Raw genomic sequence first — 19,550 nt, 5'->3', positions numbered from 1 at the left:
CCTCTTGAATTTTAAGAAATTTTTTCTCATGTTTAACCAGATAGGAAAACTACAAAAAAATATTTAAATTACCGTATGAAATTCGATAAAATACAAATAAGAGTGCGTTATGGGGAAACCGACCAAATGGGGGTGGTATACCATGGAAATTATGCATTATACTTAGAAATGGGAAGGGTTGAGTGGTTAAGGAAGCTAGGAGTTTCTTACAAATCGATGGAAGATAACGGTATTATGTTGCCTGTTGTTTCTTTAAATATAAATTATAAAAAATCAGCGGGTTACGACGAGTTAATTACGGTTAAAACCATGCTTAAAAATAGGCCAACTTCTAAGATAGAATTTGACTACGAAATAACCAATGAGAAGGGGGAAATATTGACCTTAGCAAGTACAACATTAGTTTTTGTTAGTATGAAAACTATGAGACCAATTAAAGCTCCAGATTTTGTTTTAAATTTAATTGACGATTAGTTTAAATTGCTTTGATTTTTACCTCGAAAATCGAATTAAAAATTTCAAATATTTTTTCAGATTCTGTTTTTCTAACAGAAATGGTTATTTGGCAATTTAATTCTAGTTTTTGATTAATAATATTTATTTGGTGCTCTTTTATTCGGCGCATTACCACATTCATATTTTTATAATCGAAAGTTATTTGGTAATTTATATTTATTGTTTTTTCAATAATTGTTGCGCTTTCTAATGCTAATTGTGCAGTTTGTCGGTAGGCATTAATTAATCCACCAACACCTAATTTAACGCCGCCAAAATAACGAACCACTATTATTAAAATATTGGTAACGTTAAACGATTGTATTTGTCCGTAAATAGGCATGCCGGCAGAGTTGCTTGGTTCGCCATCGTCGTTTGCACGATAATGTATTTGTTCGGTGCCTATTTGGTAAGCGTAACACCAATGTCTAGCCGAATGGTGTTCTTTTTTAACGATTTCTAAACTAAGTTTAACATCATCTTCAGTTAAAACTGGAAAAGCATACCCGAAAAATTTACTGTTTTTATCTTTAAATAAAACAGGTTCTGTTGATTTGTTAATAGTTTGGTATGTGTCTTCGCTAATCAAAAAAATAGATTATTTATTTTCGTATATTTCTAGTATATCTCCCTGAATGATTTCCGTAGAAGTTAATTTTCCTTTGAATTTAGGGGCTTCAATACCTTCATTAAAAACAACAGCGCCTTTAAAAACTCTAGCTTCATCCCAGAGACCTTCATTTATAAAAGTTTGCAACGTTTTACTTCCGCCTTCAATAATAACGGAATTAATATTTGCATTAAATAGTTCGTTACAAATGGCCTTAGCCGTGTTTTCTTGCAAACTAATTGTTTCCGCTTCAGCGTTAAAAATATTTAGATTTTTAGGTAAACTGTTATTATTATCAATTACAATTCTAATAGGATCTTGCCCAAGGTAATCTCTGGTTGTTAAGCTAGGGTTATCTGCTAGCACTGTGTTGTAGCCAACTAGAATAGCTTGTTCTTCAGCACGCCATTTATGTACCAATTGTCTGGAAAAGGTATTGGTAATCCAAACAGGTTTTTGTTCGTTTTTTGTTTTAGGCGCGATAAAACCATCGGCAGTTTGCGCCCATTTTAAAATAATATACGGGCGTTTTTTATTGTGAAATGTAAAGAATCTTTTGTGTAACGATTTACATTCGGCTTCCAACACACCAACAGTAACATTACAACCCGCTTCCATGAGTTTTTTTATGCCTTTTCCTGCTACTTTTTCGTTATCGTCAATACAACCTATAACCACATTTGGAATGTTGTGATGTATAATTAAATCACTACATGGTGGTGTTTTACCATAATGCGAACAAGGTTCGAGTGTTACATAAATAGTCGCTTCGTTGAGCAGATTTTTATCTGTAACCGAGTTTATAGCATTTACTTCGGCATGACTACCTCCATAAGGACTTGTAAAACCTTCGCCAATAATTTTATTATCTTTTACAATTACTGCGCCTACCATTGGGTTAGGTCTCGTTGTTCCTAAACCGTTTTTGGCTATTTCTATACAGCGTTTTATGTATTTTTCATGTATCTTCATCCCGTAAAATATCTACAAAAATATCATTTTAAAGTGAGTAAAGATAGTATAGTTATTAGAGAAATAGAACCTCAAGATAATGAGCAACTTGAGGCTGTAATACGCGCCTGTTTTCATGAGTTTAAAATTCCGCTAGAAGGTACAGCGTATACCGATCCTGAGACTAAAAAAATGTATGAAGCCTATCAAAACAGCAATGATGTGTACTTTATTATTGAAGAAAATGGAGAAGTGTTAGGCGGTGGTGGTGTAAAACCGTTGCAAGATTCAAATGGTGATATATGTGAAATACAAAAAATGTATTTTTCACCTAAAGTTAGAGGTAAAGGTTACGGGAAACAACTTTTTGGTAAATGTATTGAAGCAGCAAAACAACTAGGGTATAAGCAATGTTATTTAGAGTCTGCATCGCAATTAAAAGCGGCAATACATATTTACGAAAATTTTGGTTTTAAACACTTGCAAGGTGCATTGGGAAATACAGGTCATTTTTCTTGTGGCGTGTGGATGATTAAAGATTTATGAAATTAAAACCTATACAACATACGTTTTTAAGACGTTTAGCTGCGTTTTATTCTTCGGAAGAAATTAATGCGTTTTATTATGAGTTAATTGAATTCTATTTTGGCATTTCTAGAATTAACTTAGCATTAAATCCAGATGTTGAAGTTGATGATGCATCAAAATTAAATGAATCTTTAAAAGATTTAGAAGCACAAAAACCGATACAATATATTATTGGTGAAACCGAGTTTTATGGTTTAAAGTTAAAGGTGTCTCAATCTGTTTTAATTCCGCGTCCAGAAACCGAAGAATTAATAAGTTGGATAATAAACGATTGTAAAGAGGCGTCTGCCAAAATAAATATTCTAGATATTGGCACAGGCAGCGGTTGCATTGCTATTTCCTTAGCCAAAAACCTACCAAATGCTAAAGTTTATGCGCTAGATGTTTCCGCGGAAGCGTTAAAAATAGCGAAACAAAATGCGGAGTTAAACCATGTAGATATTGAGTTTATTGAGGATTCCATTTTAGATATTAAGAACTTAAAATTACTTTCGGAGGATTTAAAATTTGATGTAATTGTTTCCAATCCGCCATACATTCGGAACCTTGAAAAAGAATTAATGAAACCCAATGTTTTGGAGAACGAACCACATTTAGCTTTGTTTGTGGATAATAATAATCCTCTAATATTTTATAAAGCAATTACAAATTTTGCTGTTGATAAGTTATATAAAAATGGTTCGTTGTTTTTTGAAATCAATGAGTATCTTGGGCAAGATATGAAGGCTTTACTAAATTTAAATTTTAATAAAGTTGAATTAAAAAAAGACATTTTCGAAAAAGATAGAATGATAAAAGGTGTTTTAAAATGAATGATGTAAAACAAAAAATAGAAGCTTTAAGAAACGAGTTACGCCAACATAATTACAATTATTATGTACTAGATAACGCCACTATATCAGATTATGATTTTGATATTAAGTTGAAGGAATTACAAGCACTTGAAGATAAACATCCGGAGTTTTTTGATGCCAATTCGCCAACACAACGTGTAGGAGGTGAAATAACTAAAAATTTTGAAACTATTCCGCATGAGTTTAGAATGTATTCTTTAGATAATTCTTACTCAAAAGAAGATTTAGAAGACTGGGAAAAACGAATAAAAAAACTGGTTGATGGAGCAATTGAATACACCTGCGAACTAAAATACGATGGCGCATCTATTAGTTTAACCTACGAAAATGGAAAGCTAACAAAAGCAGTTACACGTGGCGATGGTTTTCAAGGCGATAATGTAACAGCTAATGTAAAAACAATAAAATCGGTTCCTTTACATTTAAAAGGCGATTATCCTCCAAAATTCGACATTCGTGGTGAAATTATTTTGCCTTTTGATGGGTTTAATAAAATGAATGAAGAGCGTATAGAAATAGGCGAGGAGCCTTACCGAAACCCAAGAAATACAGCATCTGGTAGTTTAAAATTACAAGATAGTGCAGAAGTAGCAAAGCGTCCGTTGGAGTGTTTGCTATATAATTTAACTGGAAATAATTTAGGTGTTGCTACGCAATTTGAAAGTTTAGAAAAAGCTCGCCAATGGGGGTTTAAAGTGCCAAACGCCGCAAAACTAGCAAAAAGTATTGATGAAGTTTTAGAGTTTATTGATTACTGGAACGAAGAACGCCATGCTTTGCCATACGAAACCGATGGTGTCGTTATTAAAGTTAACAATTTACAACAACAAGAGGAATTAGGTTACACAGCGAAAGCACCGCGATGGGCCATGGCTTATAAATTTAAAGCCGAGCAAGTATCTACAAAATTAAATAGTATAACTTACCAAGTTGGTCGAACAGGCGCTATAACACCTGTTGCTAATTTAGAACCTGTAGAGCTTGCAGGCACAACTGTAAAACGAGCGTCTTTGCATAATGCCGATCAAATTGAAAAACTTGATATTCGAGTTAACGATACGGTTTATGTTGAAAAAGGTGGTGAGATTATACCAAAAGTTTTAGGAGTCGATATGTTGCAGCGACCAATAGATTCTGAACCAACAAAATATATTACACATTGCCCAGAATGTGGAATTGAATTAGTTAGAAAAGCAGGTGAAGCACAACATTATTGCCCTAATTTTAATGGATGTAATCCTCAAATAATTGGTCGTATTCAGCATTTTATATCTAGAAAAGCTATGGATATTGATGGTTTAGGCGGCGAAACTGTTGCGCTTTTGGTAAATAATGGTTTAATTAATAATTATTCCGATTTGTATGAACTAACTAAAGAGCAAGTAATTCCTTTAGAGCGTATGGCAGAAAAAAGTGCCGATAATTTAATTAAAGGTATTGAGCTATCTAAACAAATTCCTTTTGAGCGCGTTTTGTATGCTTTAGGTATTCGATATGTAGGGGAAACTGTTGCAAAAAAATTAGCGAAACACTATAAGAGCATTGATACTTTAATGATGGCAACAGAAGAAGAATTAGTAAACGTTGATGAAATAGGCATAAAAATAGCGGAGAGCGTAGTAGCGTTTTTTGCTTCAGAAGAAAACAAAATAATTGTTGAAAGATTAAAAGAATTTGGAGTTCAGTTAGAATTATCGGAAGAAGCTTTACAAGGGCAAACAAATTTACTTGAAGGTCAAACTATAGTTGTTTCTGGAGTTTTTGAAACCGTTTCTAGAACTGAGTTAAAAAAGCTGATAGAAGATAATGGAGGTAAGGTAAGTAGTTCTATTTCAACTAAAACTAGTTTTATTGTTGCCGGAGATAAAATGGGACCAAGCAAGAAAGAAAAGGCAGAAAAGTTAAGCATAAATCTCTTAAATGAAGCTGAATTCCTTCAAAAAATAAAAAAATAATCGATTAAACGTATTTTTAATTGGTTAATAAGTGTAATTTTATTTATGTTTGTTACTCATTTTGATCACTTTAGCAATGAAAATTTCAAAAGTTTTTGTTTCACTTATAGTTGGTTGCTTTATTTTATTTGCAACTTTCGAACTAATGGGGCATTATAATATCTCTTCGGTTTTTGAGAGTCTTATAGTTCCTTTAGTTGCCGTTGCGTACTTTTTTTTAGTAAAAGAAAAAAGTATTTGGTTTTTATTTTTTTTACTTTTTTACTCAATTTCGGATATTTTAGGCATTTTCGTAGAGTGGATTATAGATGACTATAATTTGGATGAAAAACTTTACTTTGCCTATGACTATTATATAGCTAATTTACTTTATGATTTAGCGTATTTGTGTTTGTTAATAGAAGTTAGTAGATTTTTATCTTTTTCATACGTTATAAAAAAATTATGGATTCATTTGCTAGTGCTTACAACCTTAAATATATATTTAGTTTATGTTTTGCAATTAGTATCTGGTTCAAATTTAAGATACGAATTCGAAGGTGTATTTGAAATTGTTTACAATTCTATTGTTTTAAGTGTACTATCTGTATCTCTATTAAATTATTTTTATAACGACAATAAAAAATCGTTATATTTATTTTTAGGCTCTTTATCTATTGTTTTTTCAGAGGTTATGGATATTGCTTTTATTTACGTTTCCAATAACCCAATGATTTATATAATGGGATCAGGGTTCACGTTGCTAGCTTTTTATTTTTTCTATCAACAATCTGAATTTGCTAATAGTGCCGATAGATTTAAAATTTTAAGTAGCTAATTAGTTCTATTAGTATTTTTCTTCAATTTTCCATTTAAATTATTTAATAATTTCTAAATCTTAATAGCCAGAGATTAAATCAGTTTAAAAGTTACGATTTCTAAATATTATAACAAATTCTTAAAGGTTTACTTAATATAAAATATAAAGTTGCGTTATTATGATATGATTAGTTTTTTGCTATTTAGAAATAATTGCTTCTAAAATATTTATTAGACTTTTAGAAAGCCGATACTACTTTAGTTATTTATGTGTTTTTGAAATAAATTAATCACATTATAGTAACATAATGCTTCCAATTATATTTTAAGCCTAATAAAAAATAGCTTGTTCATATTAAGCTTATTTCTTATCTATTTGAATTATTTACGAAAATACCTACATAACAATGTATTTTGAATCGATAAAATGTATGTTTTATAAGTTTAATCGATAAAATGTCTCATTTTAGCGTTAAAATAAAAAAAATAATATTAAATTTGTGTTAACCTACTTATATTATGATTTTGAAAAAATTAACCTCACCAGTTTTTAGCAAACTGTTACTAGCAGTTTTAATAGTTACTTTATTATTTAATTTAATAGGAGTATTTTCTAGCAGTAAAATTTTCATACAGGCATCATTTGTATTATTAATTCCGGTGTTTCTAACAGTCTTTTTAATACGGTATAAAAAATTAAATTTTGCTTTAGTTTCTTTTTTAAGTTTTTCCTTGCTCGGTAATCTAAGTAGTGTTTTCGTTAATGATTTAAATTTTAGTTTTATTCCAGATGTTTGCTATTTTTTTAGTTTCGTATTCTTAATTTTAATGGTCGCTCCAGATTTTAAATTTAATAGAATTGATAAAATTATTGGTAGTTATTTGATACTTGTTTTTTCTATAAACTTATATTTGTTACATGCTCTTTATAGTTTTTTAATAACGATTATACCAGACGATATAGGTGTAAAAGTATTTGCTATTAAAAGCTTAGTATTAATAGTTTTAGCCTTTGTTACATTGGGAGTATATTTAAATTACCAAACACAAAAAGCTTTATTCTTTTTATCAGCAGTTGCATCCTTTGGGTTTTCGTTAATGCTTGAGTATGTAAATAGCTATTACAGTAGTGCTGTGAGTAATTTAATGATTCACAGAATGTTATATGTAGTTGGTGTTTATTTTATTTTTAAATATGCTACTATTGAAGCTGTAAAAAGTCAAAAAGCACATAAAGCTAAACAAACAGTTACTGAAAACCATCAAGCTATTACTGACACTATACTTTTAAACTAAAATAGAAGTTCCGTTGGCACTTTTGTTATTATTTTTGTCGAAATAGAAGTCTATTTTACCTAAGTACAATCCGTAACAACCAACTTGATTAACTAAAACATTTTGGCCTTCAATATTTTTGGTTACTGTTGGTTTGGGTAAAAAAGTGTGTGTATGCCCACCAATTATTAAATCGATGTTTTTTGTTACTGAGGCCAATTTTAAATCACTTATTTTTTTTGAGTTGTTTTTATAGTGATACCCTAAATGTGATAAACACACTATAAGGTCACAATGTTCATTTTCTTTTAAAATACGAGTCATATCTTGAGCTATTTCAATAGGTTCGAGATACTTTGTTTCCTTATACATATCTGGAGCCACTAAGCCGTCAAGTTCAATACCTAATCCAAAAACACCTACTTTAATACCGTCTTTTTTAAAAATTTTATAAGGCTTAGCATGTGTGTCCATTACGGTATTTTTAAAATCGTAATTTGAACAAATAAAATCAAAATTTGCATGAGGTAATTGGGCGTATAAACCTTCAATTCCGTTATCAAAATCATGATTACCTATGGTTGATGCGTCGTATTTTAGTTTACTCATTAATTTAAACTCTAATTCACCACCGTAATAATTAAAATATGGTGTGCCTTGAAAAATATCACCCGCATCTAGCAATAAAGTATTTGGATTTTCCTTTCGGTAGGCGTCAATTAAAGTTGCACGTCTTGCTACACCTCCTTTATTAGCATTCCTGCCATCTTCTGGACCAAAAGCATCAATATGACTATGCACATCGTTAGTGTGTAAAATGGTAATTTTAGTGCTTTTTTGTGCCGCAGTAAAAGATGAAAGCCCAATACCACCCAAACCAATTAATGTTGTACTTGCTGCTGTCTGTTGTATAAAATCTCTACGTTTCATAATTTAATTTATTTGGGTAAATCGGTCGTCTCGTATAGGGTTTATGGTGTCGTTTTTAATAAAATTATCGATTAAAGCATTTCTTATTTTATAATTTAAAACATACAAAGAATCGTTAGTTTTAAAAAATCGCATATTATCTCCGCCGTTGTATAAATAATCGTTTGTGGCTACATAGTAAGTTTTATTTGTAATATTTTTACCTTTAATTTTGGCATCAATAACTTCAAACTTTTTATTCAAGGTTAATTTAAGTTGCGAAATAGGGTGTGCTTTTTTCGATTTAGATAAGTAAAGCACTAAACTATCTATTTCTGGTTTTTTTAAAGCCACAACTACTATGCTATTTTCAAAAGGCATCAGTTCGAAAGCAGTTCTTTTAGATATGTTTCCCTTCGATAAAATAGACCTAATACCACCATGATTAAGCAACACCATATCAATTTCTTTACCCGTTCTACTTTTAAAAATGGGGTTAGCTTCCTGGTAAACAGCGTCTGCCATAAAATTTCCAAGAGCTGTATTAAAATCGCCATCAGATTTTGTGTAAGTATTAGACGCATAAGCAATAATGCTGTCTAAATCGTTTTGAATGTGTTTTCTATAAGGCTTTATATAAGCTTCTATATTGGCATTTTCGGTAATCGTATTGTTAATTTCAATACGTTTACCTTCAATTTTATTTAGGTGCAATTGATTTTGTTTACAACTAGAAAAATTTAAAAAATATAACAAAACCAATAAAATTGTTATCCTCATTTTTTTACAATATTTTTTGAATGTACTTTTGCTACCTTTGCGCAAAGTATAAAGGTAAATGATTTTACAAGGTTTTAAAGAAAAATCTAATAAAAAGTACTTAAACAAATTGTTATCAAAAAGAGAAATAGAAATAAATGATAATAAAGTTGAAAGTCTGGGAGTTATTGTAAACATTGATGAATTTGATGATTTAGATAAATTTGTGAATTTTTCTGAAGCTTTAAATATTCGGTCTAATCGACTGAAAATTATAACCTTTACCGAAAACGAAAAAGAACAAGTTTTATCTTGGGATTCCTGTTTTAATCCTAGCGATTTTGGCTGGAAAGGAGCTGTTAAGAACGTTGAATTATCTGGTTTTTTAAATAAAAACTTCGATTTACTCATTAGTTTTTACGAAAAAGATATCACAGAAATTAAATTAATAACGGCGCTTAGTCAATCTAAATTTAAGATCGGTGTTTTTCAACCAGACGAACGATTAAACGATTTAATAATAAAAACATCAACAAAAGAAATTAATCTTTTTAAAGACGAGGTGGTAAAATACCTTACTATATTAAATAAAATATAAAATGAATAATAAGTTTCTTGGAACTGGAGTAGCTTTGGTTACACCGTTTAATTCCGATTCATCAATTAACCACGAAGCCTTAGTAAATATTGTAAATTATAATATTGAAAACGGTGTAGAGTATTTAGTAATTTGTGGCACCACAGGCGAAAGCGTTACCATTACTAAAGAAGAGAAAAAAGCCGTTGTAGCAACTGTAGCTAAAGCCAACAATGGGCGAGTGCCAATGGTTTTAGGTATAGGAGGCAACAATACCATGCAGGTTATTGAAGAAATAAAAACGACAGATTTAAGTAATATTGATGCTATTTTATCGGTATCTCCATATTATAGTAAGCCTACGCAAGAAGGCATGTACCAACATTTCAAGGCCATAGCCGAAGCTTGTCCGGTCGACATTATCTTATACAACGTTCCTGGGCGTACTTCAAAAAACATGGAGCCAGAAACGACGCTGCGTTTAGCTAAAGATTTTAAAAATGTAATTGCAGTAAAAGAAGCAGGTAACAATGTGGCTCAATATTTAACCTTAATAAAAAACAAACCAGACGATTTTATGATTATTTCTGGCGACGACGATTTAGCTTTAGGCATTGTACTAGCTGGTGGTTCGGGTGTTATTTCGGTGATTGGACAAGGGTTTCCAAAAGAATTTTCAGAAATGATTCGTTTAGGTTTAGCAGGAAATGCAAAAGAAGCCTACAAAATTCACTTTAAATTAATGGATGTGATTGATTATATTTTTGAAGAAAACAATCCCGCCGGAATTAAAGCTGTTTTTGAATCTTTAAAATTATGTGAAAGCACTGTAAGATTACCTTTAGTACCAGCTTCATACGCGTTAAAAAGTAAAATTACGGATTTTGTAAATAAGTTTTAGTGTTGTTAAATATTACTTAAACCTTATAAATACTGGCTTTTACCTGTTATTTTAGCGTTTAAATAATATTTTTAAAATCCATTTTATTAACTTAATTTTGCAAACTGTTCAAGATTTATGAAAAACTTTTTTTACATACTATTAGCGATAACACTTTTTACAAGTTGTAGTGAATACCAAAAGGCTTTAAAGACTGAAGATATTGCTACAAAATTTAAATTAGGTGAAGATCTGTATAATGAAGGTAAGTTTGGAAAAGCCAACAAACTTTTTGCTCAAATTGTGCCTAACTACAGAGGCAAGCCACAAGCCGAAAAACTTATGTTTTTGTATTCTAATTCATATTACAAAATGAAGGATTATTATACGGCTGGTTATCAGTTCGAGCGTTTTGCTACCAGTTACCCTAATAGTGAAAAATTAGAAGAAGCTTCGTTTTTAGCGGCAAAAAGTTCTTTCATGTTATCTCCAGTATATTCTAAAGATCAAACCGAAACTTATAAAGCTATCGAGAATCTTCAAGACTTCATTAATATGTTTCCAGATTCAGAATATGCCGATGAAGCAAATAAATTGGTTCAAGAATTAGATTTTAAGCTTCAAAAGAAAGCATTCGAAATAGCTAAAAAATATAAAGTAATTGCACCGGGATATACAAAAGATTTTAATGCAGCCATAAAATCTTTCGATAATTTTTTATTTGAGTTCCCTGGTTCTTCTTTACGAGAAGAAGCCATGTTTTTAAAGCTTGATGCCATGTTTCAGCAGGCTATAAACAGTAGAGAATATAAAAATACCGTACAAGAAGGTTTGGTACATTTGCGTAAAGAACGATTAGAGAGTGCAAAGGAATATTCAAGTACATTTAAAAGTACATTTGTAAATTCTAAACACTTAGAAACTGTTAATGAAATGACGGTTCAATTAGACGAAGAATTAAAAAACTATAGCACAAAAAGTTAAATATAGAAGACCGATGGATTTAAAGAAAACTAATGCTCCTGTTAATACTGTAACGTACGACAGAAACCAAATAGACGAGCCAACCGAAAACATTTACGAGGCTATTTCTATTATTGCAAGACGTTCTGAGCAAATTAATACTGAAATTAAAAAGGAACTTATCGATAAGTTAGAAGAATTCGCTACGTACAACGATAGTCTTGAAGAAATTTTTGAAAACAAAGAGCAAATCGAGGTTTCTAAATTTTACGAAAAATTACCAAAACCTCATGCGTTAGCTGTTCAAGAATGGTTAACCGATAAAATTTATTTTAGAAATACTGAAGAAGACGCTCAGTAAAACAATCTAAAATGTCAATATTAAGCGGCAAGAACATACTATTAGGAATTAGTGGTGGTATTGCCGCTTATAAAACAGCTTCACTTGTTAGGTTGTTTATTAAATCTGGTGCCCAAGTTAAAGTGGTTTTAACGCCATCTGCAAAAGATTTTGTAACACCGTTAACACTTTCTACATTATCCAAAAATCCTGTGTTTTCTTCGTTTACAAATGAAGATGACGATTCGGGTGTATGGAATAATCATGTCGATTTAGCCCTTTGGGCAGATATCATGGTAATTGCTCCAGCAACAGCCAATACCTTGTCTAAAATGGCAAATGGTGTTTGCGATAATATATTACTTGCAACATATTTATCGGCAAAATGCCCTATTTATTTTGCTCCTGCGATGGATTTAGATATGTATAAACACCCATCTACCTTAGCCAGTTTTACAAAATTACAAGATTTTAGAAATGTTATGATTCCTGCTGCTAGTGGCGAATTGGCAAGTGGTTTGGTAGGCGAGGGCAGAATGGCAGAACCAGAAAATATTATTTCTTTTATAGAAAACGATATTTTAAATAAATTACCACTTCGTGGAAAAACTATTTTAATTACGGCTGGTCCTACGTACGAAGCCATCGATCCTGTTCGTTTTATAGGAAATCATTCATCGGGAAAAATGGGCTTCGAAATAGCTAAAGCAGCAGCCAATAACGGCGCAGAAGTTATTTTAGTTACTGGTCCAACCCACGAAAAAGTTAATCATAGTGCAATAAAAGTGGTTCCTGTAATTAGTGCTCAAAGCATGTATAATGCCGTACACGAGCATTTTAACACCAGTGATGTGGCAATTCTTTCGGCAGCTGTGGCCGATTTTACACCAAAAGAAGTAGCAACGCAGAAAATAAAAAAGAAAACCAATACGTTAACTTTAGAGTTAGAAAAAACTAAAGATATTTTGGCATCTTTAGGCGAAATAAAAACGAAACAATTTTTAGTTGGTTTTGCTTTAGAAACTAATAACGAGTTAGAAAACGCAAAAGGGAAACTAAAACGTAAAAATTTAAATTTAATAGTATTAAATTCGTTAAATGATAAAGGTGCCGGATTTAAAGGCAACACCAATAAAGTTACTTTTATTGATGATAAAGATAATATCACAGCATTCGATTTAAAAACTAAAACCGAAGTGGCAAACGATTTAATAAATCATATTACAACAAAAATACATGCGTAACCTATTAATTTTATTTGCATTTTTATTAAGTTTTGCTGGTTTTTCGCAAGAGCTAAACTGTAAATTGGTTGTTAATGCACAACAAACGGGTAACGAAAACTTCCCTATTTTTAAAACACTTGAAAAACAACTTAACGAGTTTGTTAATAATACTAAATGGACTAATAAAGCCTTTAAACCACAAGAACGAATTAACTGTTCTATGGTGTTAAACATTAGTAATTATAGCGGCGAAACCTTTCAAGGAGCTTTACAAGTACAAGCTTCACGACCTGTTTATGGGTCTAGTTTTACCACGCCAATTTATAGTTTTAACGACAAAGACTTAACTTTTAGGTATTTAGAATTTCAAAATTTAAACTTTAGTAATACGCAGTTTCAATCGAACTTAATTTCTATAATTGCTTATCACGTTTATATTATTTTGGCTTTAGATGCAGATACTTTTGCTGAAAACGGCGGAAGCCCTTATTATAAACAAGCCCAAACCATTGTTAACTTTTCGCAACAAAGTAATTTTAGTGGTTGGAAAGTGGAAGATGGTTTACAAAGCCGATTTATTTTAATCGATAATATTTTATCGCCAACTTATAAAGAATATCGTAACATAATGTACACGTATCATCGTGATGGTTTAGATGTTATGAGCGAAAACGTAAAAGAAGGAAAAGAAGCTATTGCTACGTCTATTTTAAAGTTTAATGCCATGAATAGTCGCAGACCAAACTCTTTTTTATTACGTACGTTTTTTGATGCTAAAGCAGACGAAATAGAGCAAATTTTTTCAAACGGACCAAGTGTAAATATTGTTAAGTTAAAAGAAACTTTGCCTAAAATTGCACCGCTTCATAGTAGTAAATGGCAAAATATAAAATTTTAAAGTCAGCCTAAATTAGTCGTGATTTTTTTAGTAAGAATTGAAAACGGAGACTATTCCGTAACTAGACATAAAAATTAAACACTTCGATTTAAAACTATAAACTAAAACATGCTAACCTCACTTTCAATAAAAAATTACGCGTTAATCGATCATTTAAAAGTCGATTTTAATGATGGATTTTCAATAATAACGGGAGAAACTGGCGCAGGTAAATCTATTTTACTTGGTGGTTTATCGCTTATTTTAGGTAAACGTGCGGATTTAAGTAGTTTAAAAGATGATACTAAAAAATGTATTATCGAAGCCGTTTTTAATATTGAAAAGTATAAGCTTGAAGCACTTTTTAAAGCTGAAGACTTCGATTACGAAGGGCAAACCATTATACGACGAGAAATTTTGCCTTCTGGGAAATCTAGAGCATTTGTAAACGATTCGCCTGTAAATTTAAGCAGTTTACAATTACTTGGTGAACGCCTAATCGATATCCATTCGCAGCATCAAACCATGCAATTAACTAATAACGATTATCAGTTTCAAGTTATTGATGCTTTGGCAAAAAACGACGATGTTTTAAAGCAATACAAACAGGAATTAAGAGCTCTTAAAAAGCTAGAAAAAGAATATAAAGAATTATTAAATTTTCAAGCAGAAGCCATAAAAGAACACGACTATAACAGTTTTTTATTAAGCGAATTAGTTGAAGCTAATTTGGTTATCGACGAATTATCAGCTCTTGAAGAAGAATATGAAACACTTAACAATATTGAAAATATTCAAGAAAAATTAAGTGAAGCAGAGCAGTTGTTGGGAGATGAGCAAGTGGGAGCGTTAACTGCTTTAACTGCTTTAAAAAATGCGTTGCATAAACTATCGAGTTATTCGGTAAAATATCAAGAGGTTTACAATCGTGCCGAAAGTAGTTTTATTGAGTTAGACGATATTTTTAGCGAAATCACAAATTTGCAAGAAGCAATTGATGCCGATCCAAACCGACTGGAAGTTGTTGATGCGCGACTAAAAATGCTTCATAATTTAATGCAAAAACATGTGGTTAGTGAAGTTTCAGAATTAATTGAAATTAAAAATCAGCTTCAAGAGAAAGTTGCGGTTACCGAAAATTTAGACGATAGTATTAAAGTCAAACAATCTGAAATAAATTCAAAAGAAAAACAACTTAATACCATTGCCTTACAAATTACTAAGCAACGTAAGGCCGTAATACCAGAACTAAAAACACAACTAGAAACTATTTTAAGTAGTTTAGGAATGCCTAATGCTCAGTTTAAAATAGATTTAAGTTTATCGAGTACATTTTTCGCAAACGGAAAAGACGAATTGTCCTTTTTATTTTCAGCAAACAAAGGCGGAAACTTTAACGAGCTTAAAAAAGCAGCTTCTGGAGGTGAATTATCGCGTATAATGTTAGCAATTAAGTCTGTTTTAGCCAATTATATACAGTTGCCAACCATAATGTTCGACGAGATCGATACAGGAGTTTCTGGAGAAATATCAAATAAAATGGGCGATATAATGTTGCAAATGAGTAAAACCATGCAAGTATTTTCCATAACCCATTTACCACAGGTGGCAGCCAAAGGGCATTCACATTTTAAAGTGTATAAAGAAGATGTTAACGAGGTAACACAAACCAATTTAGTGAAACTAAACCACGACGAACGTATTGTGGAAATTGCACAAATGTTAGGTGGTACAGAAATGTCTACTTCGGCTATTGCACATGCTAAAGATTTACTAAATTAGTAAAAGTTAAAAGGCCTAAGCAAAAAGTTTGTTACCTTTGCCCAACTAAAAATTACAACGAACGATTTTTAACAAAAATAAATATGTCATTTAATTTACTAAAAGGAAAAAAAGGAATCATTTTTGGAGCCTTAGATTCTAATTCTATCGCATGGAAAACGGCCGAGCGCGTGCACGAAGAAGGCGGAGAATTTGTATTAACCAATGCACCAGTTGCAATGCGCATGGGGCAAATTAACGAATTGGCCGAAAAAACAGGATCTCAAATTATTCCTGCCGATGCGACAAATGTTGAAGATTTACAAAACTTAATCGATAAATCTATGGAGATTTTAGGCGGAAAAATAGATTTCGTACTACACTCAATAGGTATGTCTATAAATGTGCGTAAAGGCAAGCACTATACCGATCAAAACTATGATTGGACACAAAAAGGAACCGACGTTTCTGCTATGTCTTTCCACAAATTAATGCAAACACTTTACAAAAGTGACGCTATGAACGAGTGGGGAAGTATTGTAGCTTTAACCTACATGGCCGCACAACGTGTATTTCCAGATTATAACGATATGGCCGATAATAAAGCTTATTTAGAAAGTGTAGCTCGTAGTTTTGGTTACTTTTTTGGTCGCGATAAAAACGTACGCGTAAATACTATTTCGCAATCGCCAACCCCAACAACAGCAGGAAGTGGAGTAAAAGGTTTCGATGGTTTTATAGCATACGCCGATAAAATGTCGCCACTTGGTAACGCAACAGCAATGGATTGTGCAAACTACACTGTAGCCATGTTTAGCGATTTAACAAAACGCGTAACCCTACAAAATCTTTACAACGATGGCGGATTTAGCAACATGGGTGTAAGCGATGCTGTAATGAGTACATTTACCGGAGAAGAGCAATAAAATCTCAGTAATAAACACATAAAAGCCACCTATTTAAGGTGGCTTTTTTTGTTACATTTGTTATATAAAAATAATTAGGGCATTACCCCGTTTTATTACGGGGTTGGGCTTTCGCTACTCGCTGCCTCCTGCGTCGGCGAACTCAAACAAACCGCTCAATCCCTAATGCAACAACCAGTTAAGTAAAGTGCAAAACATGAAATTACAGTTTTCTTTTATAATTCCGGTTTATAACCGCCCTAACGAAACCCAAGAACTATTAGAGAGTTTTAAAGGTTTACAAGGCAACAAGGAGTTCGAAATTGTAATAGTAGAAGATGGCTCAACAATAACCTCAAAACAAGTTGTAAATAGTTTTAAAAATTATTTAAATATAGCCTATTATTTTAAAGAAAACTCAGGCCCAGGCGATTCCAGAAATTTCGGTATGGAAAAAGCAAAAGGTAATTACTTTATTATTTTAGATTCCGATTGTGTTTTGCCAAGTAATTATTTAAACCAAGTAAAACAAAGTTTAAATAACAATTACGTCGATTGTTTTGGTGGGCCAGATGCAGCACATCAATCGTTTTCAAGTTTGCAGAAAGCCATTAATTTTTCAATGACATCGTTTATAACAACTGGTGGAATTAGAGGAAATAAAAACAGTGTCGATAAATTTCAACCAAGAAGCTTCAACATGGGGTTATCTAAAAAAGCCTTTTTAGCCTCAAAAGGGTTTGGTAATATTCACCCAGGTGAAGATCCCGATTTAACCATTAGGTTATGGAAACTCGGTTTTAAAACTAAGCTAATTCCAGAAGCTTATGTATTTCATAAACGCCGAATTTCTTGGGAAAAATTTTATACTCAAGTTAAAAAATTTGGTTTAGTTCGCCCAATTTTAAATAAATGGCACCCATCAACAAAAAAAATAACATATTGGTTTCCAACACTTTTTAGTTTAGGGTTTTGTACTTCTGTAATATTAGCTTTTCTGGGAGTTAATTGGGCGCTTTTTTGCTATATTTTTTACTATTTAATGGGCTTTTTTGTAGCTTTAGTTTCAACAAAAAAATTAAATGTAGCATTGTTGGCATTGTTGGCTATAACCATTCAATTTATAGGTTATGGTTACGGGTTTTTAAAATCCACAATTGCAGTTAGTATTTTAAATAAAGAACCAGAAGCGTATTTTCCGTATTTATTCTTTAAAAACAAATGATCAAAAAACTTAAATCTGAAATTATAAAATCTCATAAAAATAAGAGAATTAATGTGTTTTTCTTGTTTTTGTTATTTGCGTTTATAATTCTAATTTTCAGTAAGCTATCTAAAACATATACAAATACGTTAGCATTTGAAATAAATAAAAAAAACGTACCAGACGAATATATAATTTTAAATGATAGTGCTAAACTAAATATAACACTTACAACTCATGGCTTTAAGTGGTTAAAATATTTAACATCGCAACCTAAAATAACTATAGATTTTAGTAAAGATATTTACGAAGAAAACGGATTTTTTGAATGGAATAAATCGGCTTCATTTTTAAATAATACACAATTTTCTAGCGAGGTAGAATTATTAAATATATCACCCAATAAGTTAACCTTTAAGTTTGATGTAAATCAAGTTAAAAAAGTGCCAGTATTAGTAAAAGCCAATATTAATTTTGTTCCAGGATATAATACCGCTAATTCTATTAAAGCAGAACCAGATTCTGTTATTATTATTGGGCCTAATGTAATAGTTTCCAAAATTAAAGCACTAGAAACTCAACCTTCAAGTTTTAAAGAAATTCGATCTAACTTAAACGAAGAAGTTAAACTAAAACTTCCAGAAAATACTGCCGATTTAAAATTTTCTGCTAAAACAGTAAAATTAAAAGCAGATGTAGAAAAGTTTACAGAAGGCAACTTAGATATTCCTGTTAGCATAATTAACAAACCTAAAAATATTACTTTAAAATATTTTCCCAAATCTGTAAATGTACAGTACAGTGTAAGTTTAAGTAATTACAGTAAAGTTACAATTAAAGATTTTAAGGTGGTTTGCGATTACTCGAAATTAAATACTAAACAACTATTTTTAATTCCAGAATTAGTAAAGCAACCTAGTATTGTGAAAAATGCTAAAATTAATCAGCAACGTGTAGAATTTATACAAATAAAATGATAATAGTAGGATTAACAGGAGGTATTGGAAGCGGAAAAACCACAGTTGCAAAAGAATTTAAAAAATTAGGTATACCCATTTATATTGCAGATGACGAAGCTAAAAAACTCATGCGGAAATCGAAAGTAATTAAAAGAAAATTAATACAATTATTTGGTAATGAGTCTTATATTGAGGGTGAGTTAAATCGTTCATTCGTAGCTAACATTATATTTAATAATAAAAGTTATTTGGATAAAATGAATGCAATCATACATCCAAGAGTGGCAAGACATTTTGAAAAATGGGTGCTAAAACAAAAATCGCCTTATGTTATTAAGGAAGTCGCTATTTTATTTGAAAATGGCGGAGATAAATCCTGCGATTATATTATAACGGTAACAGCGAACCTAAAAGCCCGAATAGAGCGACTTTTGGAAAGGGATAATACCACTCCCGAAAAAATAGAAGCCATTATGAAAAATCAATGGACCGATGAAAAAAAAATGGAGCGTTCAGATTTTATAATCCAAAATACTACATTGGAAAGTATTAAAAATCAAGTAGCAGAAATTCATAAAAATCTATTGAAACGATAACAAGTTGGCATTTTGTTAATGTAAGGTTAAAAATAAAATTTCTAAATGTTAAAATGTTAAATTTGAAT

The 19,550-nt window shown here is 31.3% G+C and carries 21 protein-coding genes; 17 read left to right on the top strand and 4 right to left on the bottom strand.

All coding sequences use genetic code 11. From position 1 onward, the window contains the following. Window positions 1-75: 75 nt before the first annotated feature. Window positions 76-474 (top strand): acyl-CoA thioesterase, encoded by a 399-nt coding sequence (locus PW52_RS07515; RefSeq protein ID WP_044632331.1) that lies wholly within the window; start codon window positions 76-78, stop codon window positions 472-474. Between the two features lies 1 nt (window position 475). On the opposite strand, the gene PW52_RS07510 is transcribed toward PW52_RS07515, so the two are convergent. Together PW52_RS07510 and ribD are read right to left on the bottom strand one after the other, a co-directional pair. Then, window positions 476-1,084, bottom strand: a complete 609-nt coding sequence (locus PW52_RS07510; protein ID WP_044632330.1) for an IMPACT family protein — start codon at window positions 1,082-1,084, stop codon at window positions 476-478. 9 nt (window positions 1,085-1,093) lie between these two features. Beyond that, window positions 1,094-2,077 carry a bifunctional diaminohydroxyphosphoribosylaminopyrimidine deaminase/5-amino-6-(5-phosphoribosylamino)uracil reductase RibD gene (gene ribD / locus PW52_RS07505; RefSeq protein WP_044632329.1) on the bottom strand — a complete coding sequence of 328 codons (984 nt, stop codon included), beginning with the start codon at window positions 2,075-2,077 and terminating at the stop codon, window positions 1,094-1,096. A 33-nt stretch (window positions 2,078-2,110) separates the two neighbouring features. Between ribD and PW52_RS07500 the strand changes: the two genes are divergently transcribed. From PW52_RS07500 to PW52_RS17465, 5 genes are all read left to right on the top strand, one after another. Further along, complete coding sequence (locus PW52_RS07500; RefSeq protein WP_044632690.1) at window positions 2,111-2,602, top strand: GNAT family N-acetyltransferase; 492 nt, start codon at window positions 2,111-2,113, stop codon at window positions 2,600-2,602. Next, window positions 2,599-3,456 (top strand): peptide chain release factor N(5)-glutamine methyltransferase, encoded by an 858-nt coding sequence (gene prmC / locus PW52_RS07495; protein ID WP_044632328.1) that lies wholly within the window; start codon window positions 2,599-2,601, stop codon window positions 3,454-3,456. Before PW52_RS07500 ends, prmC begins: the two co-directional genes overlap by 4 nt. Then, window positions 3,453-5,453, top strand: coding sequence for an NAD-dependent DNA ligase LigA (gene ligA / locus PW52_RS07490; RefSeq protein ID WP_044632327.1), 2,001 nt, complete (start codon window positions 3,453-3,455; stop codon window positions 5,451-5,453). The genes prmC and ligA overlap by 4 nt, the downstream gene beginning before the upstream one ends. Window positions 5,454-5,529: 76 nt before the next feature. Beyond that, entirely contained in the window at window positions 5,530-6,270 is a 741-nt protein-coding gene (locus tag PW52_RS07485; protein ID WP_044632326.1) for a hypothetical protein, read from the top strand. An 809-nt stretch (window positions 6,271-7,079) separates the two neighbouring features. Beyond that, window positions 7,080-7,547 (top strand): hypothetical protein, encoded by a 468-nt coding sequence (locus tag PW52_RS17465; RefSeq protein WP_131453985.1) that lies wholly within the window; start codon window positions 7,080-7,082, stop codon window positions 7,545-7,547. Here the strand turns inward: PW52_RS17465 and PW52_RS07475 are convergent. Continuing rightward, a complete protein-coding gene (locus PW52_RS07475; protein ID WP_044632324.1) occupies window positions 7,539-8,456 on the bottom strand; it encodes a bifunctional metallophosphatase/5'-nucleotidase in 918 nt (305 codons plus the stop codon). The two genes, PW52_RS17465 and PW52_RS07475, sit on opposite strands and share 9 nt — an antisense overlap. Window positions 8,457-8,459: 3 nt before the next feature. Beyond that, window positions 8,460-9,215 (bottom strand): 5'-nucleotidase C-terminal domain-containing protein, encoded by a 756-nt coding sequence (locus PW52_RS07470; RefSeq protein WP_044632689.1) that lies wholly within the window; start codon window positions 9,213-9,215, stop codon window positions 8,460-8,462. A 58-nt stretch (window positions 9,216-9,273) separates the two neighbouring features. Here PW52_RS07470 and PW52_RS07465 point away from each other — a divergent pair, with 58 nt between their 5' ends. The 11 genes from PW52_RS07465 to coaE all read left to right on the top strand — a co-directional run bounded on the left by PW52_RS07465 (window position 9,274) and on the right by coaE (window position 19,482). Further along, window positions 9,274-9,792 (top strand): DUF6913 domain-containing protein, encoded by a 519-nt coding sequence (locus PW52_RS07465; protein ID WP_044632323.1) that lies wholly within the window; start codon window positions 9,274-9,276, stop codon window positions 9,790-9,792. A gap of 1 nt (window position 9,793) precedes the next feature. Further along, on the top strand, window positions 9,794-10,672 hold the full coding sequence (gene dapA / locus PW52_RS07460; RefSeq protein WP_044632322.1) for a 4-hydroxy-tetrahydrodipicolinate synthase: 879 nt from the start codon (window positions 9,794-9,796) through the stop codon (window positions 10,670-10,672). A gap of 117 nt (window positions 10,673-10,789) precedes the next feature. Then, on the top strand, window positions 10,790-11,635 hold the full coding sequence (locus tag PW52_RS07455) for an outer membrane protein assembly factor BamD (RefSeq protein WP_044632321.1): 846 nt from the start codon (window positions 10,790-10,792) through the stop codon (window positions 11,633-11,635). 13 nt (window positions 11,636-11,648) lie between these two features. After that, the gene (locus PW52_RS07450) at window positions 11,649-11,975 is read left to right on the top strand and encodes a DNA-directed RNA polymerase subunit omega (protein WP_044624954.1); all 327 of its coding nucleotides are present in this window, start codon (window positions 11,649-11,651) and stop codon (window positions 11,973-11,975) included. A gap of 11 nt (window positions 11,976-11,986) precedes the next feature. Beyond that, entirely contained in the window at window positions 11,987-13,198 is a 1,212-nt protein-coding gene (coaBC, locus tag PW52_RS07445) for a bifunctional phosphopantothenoylcysteine decarboxylase/phosphopantothenate--cysteine ligase CoaBC (RefSeq protein WP_044632320.1), read from the top strand. Beyond that, window positions 13,191-14,078, top strand: coding sequence for a type IX secretion system protein PorD (porD, locus tag PW52_RS07440; RefSeq protein ID WP_044632319.1), 888 nt, complete (start codon window positions 13,191-13,193; stop codon window positions 14,076-14,078). Before coaBC ends, porD begins: the two co-directional genes overlap by 8 nt. A gap of 108 nt (window positions 14,079-14,186) precedes the next feature. Continuing rightward, on the top strand, window positions 14,187-15,839 hold the full coding sequence (gene recN, locus PW52_RS07435) for a DNA repair protein RecN (RefSeq protein WP_044632318.1): 1,653 nt from the start codon (window positions 14,187-14,189) through the stop codon (window positions 15,837-15,839). An 83-nt stretch (window positions 15,840-15,922) separates the two neighbouring features. After that, a complete protein-coding gene (locus PW52_RS07430; RefSeq protein ID WP_044632317.1) occupies window positions 15,923-16,744 on the top strand; it encodes an enoyl-ACP reductase FabI in 822 nt (273 codons plus the stop codon). Window positions 16,745-16,940: 196 nt separating this feature from the next. After that, window positions 16,941-17,948, top strand: a complete 1,008-nt coding sequence (locus PW52_RS07425) for a glycosyltransferase (RefSeq protein ID WP_044632316.1) — start codon at window positions 16,941-16,943, stop codon at window positions 17,946-17,948. After that, a complete protein-coding gene (locus PW52_RS07420; RefSeq protein ID WP_240475161.1) occupies window positions 17,945-18,904 on the top strand; it encodes a YbbR-like domain-containing protein in 960 nt (319 codons plus the stop codon). Before PW52_RS07425 ends, PW52_RS07420 begins: the two co-directional genes overlap by 4 nt. Beyond that, window positions 18,901-19,482 (top strand): dephospho-CoA kinase, encoded by a 582-nt coding sequence (gene coaE, locus PW52_RS07415; RefSeq protein WP_044632315.1) that lies wholly within the window; start codon window positions 18,901-18,903, stop codon window positions 19,480-19,482. Before PW52_RS07420 ends, coaE begins: the two co-directional genes overlap by 4 nt. Window positions 19,483-19,550: the final 68 nt, after the last annotated feature.

Source organism: Neotamlana sedimentorum (genome assembly GCF_000943565.1).
Taxonomy (GTDB): Bacteria; Bacteroidota; Bacteroidia; order Flavobacteriales; family Flavobacteriaceae; genus Neotamlana; species Neotamlana sedimentorum.
Note: the sequence above shows the minus strand (reverse complement) of the source record. Positions and strands in the feature narration are given on the sequence as shown.

What these genes read in the sequence shown, in the direction of transcription:
- PW52_RS07485 (WP_044632326.1), top strand. Translation starts at nt 5,530, where the DNA reads ATGAAAATTTCAAAAGTTTTTGTTTCACTTATAGTTGGTTGCTTTATT.
- dapA (WP_044632322.1), top strand. Translation starts at nt 9,794, where the DNA reads ATGAATAATAAGTTTCTTGGAACTGGAGTAGCTTTGGTTACACCGTTT.
- PW52_RS07475 (WP_044632324.1), bottom strand. Translation starts at nt 8,456, where the DNA reads ATGAAACGTAGAGATTTTATACAACAGACAGCAGCAAGTACAACATTA.
- PW52_RS07455 (WP_044632321.1), top strand. Translation starts at nt 10,790, where the DNA reads ATGAAAAACTTTTTTTACATACTATTAGCGATAACACTTTTTACAAGT.
- ligA (WP_044632327.1), top strand. Translation starts at nt 3,453, where the DNA reads ATGAATGATGTAAAACAAAAAATAGAAGCTTTAAGAAACGAGTTACGC.
- recN (WP_044632318.1), top strand. Translation starts at nt 14,187, where the DNA reads ATGCTAACCTCACTTTCAATAAAAAATTACGCGTTAATCGATCATTTA.
- PW52_RS07515 (WP_044632331.1), top strand. Translation starts at nt 76, where the DNA reads ATGAAATTCGATAAAATACAAATAAGAGTGCGTTATGGGGAAACCGAC.
- PW52_RS07470 (WP_044632689.1), bottom strand. Translation starts at nt 9,215, where the DNA reads ATGAGGATAACAATTTTATTGGTTTTGTTATATTTTTTAAATTTTTCT.
- PW52_RS07430 (WP_044632317.1), top strand. Translation starts at nt 15,923, where the DNA reads ATGTCATTTAATTTACTAAAAGGAAAAAAAGGAATCATTTTTGGAGCC.
- PW52_RS07420 (WP_240475161.1), top strand. Translation starts at nt 17,945, where the DNA reads ATGATCAAAAAACTTAAATCTGAAATTATAAAATCTCATAAAAATAAG.
- PW52_RS17465 (WP_131453985.1), top strand. Translation starts at nt 7,080, where the DNA reads ATGGTCGCTCCAGATTTTAAATTTAATAGAATTGATAAAATTATTGGT.
- PW52_RS07425 (WP_044632316.1), top strand. Translation starts at nt 16,941, where the DNA reads ATGAAATTACAGTTTTCTTTTATAATTCCGGTTTATAACCGCCCTAAC.
- porD (WP_044632319.1), top strand. Translation starts at nt 13,191, where the DNA reads ATGCGTAACCTATTAATTTTATTTGCATTTTTATTAAGTTTTGCTGGT.
- prmC (WP_044632328.1), top strand. Translation starts at nt 2,599, where the DNA reads ATGAAATTAAAACCTATACAACATACGTTTTTAAGACGTTTAGCTGCG.
- PW52_RS07465 (WP_044632323.1), top strand. Translation starts at nt 9,274, where the DNA reads ATGATTTTACAAGGTTTTAAAGAAAAATCTAATAAAAAGTACTTAAAC.
- coaBC (WP_044632320.1), top strand. Translation starts at nt 11,987, where the DNA reads ATGTCAATATTAAGCGGCAAGAACATACTATTAGGAATTAGTGGTGGT.
- PW52_RS07450 (WP_044624954.1), top strand. Translation starts at nt 11,649, where the DNA reads ATGGATTTAAAGAAAACTAATGCTCCTGTTAATACTGTAACGTACGAC.
- ribD (WP_044632329.1), bottom strand. Translation starts at nt 2,077, where the DNA reads ATGAAGATACATGAAAAATACATAAAACGCTGTATAGAAATAGCCAAA.
- coaE (WP_044632315.1), top strand. Translation starts at nt 18,901, where the DNA reads ATGATAATAGTAGGATTAACAGGAGGTATTGGAAGCGGAAAAACCACA.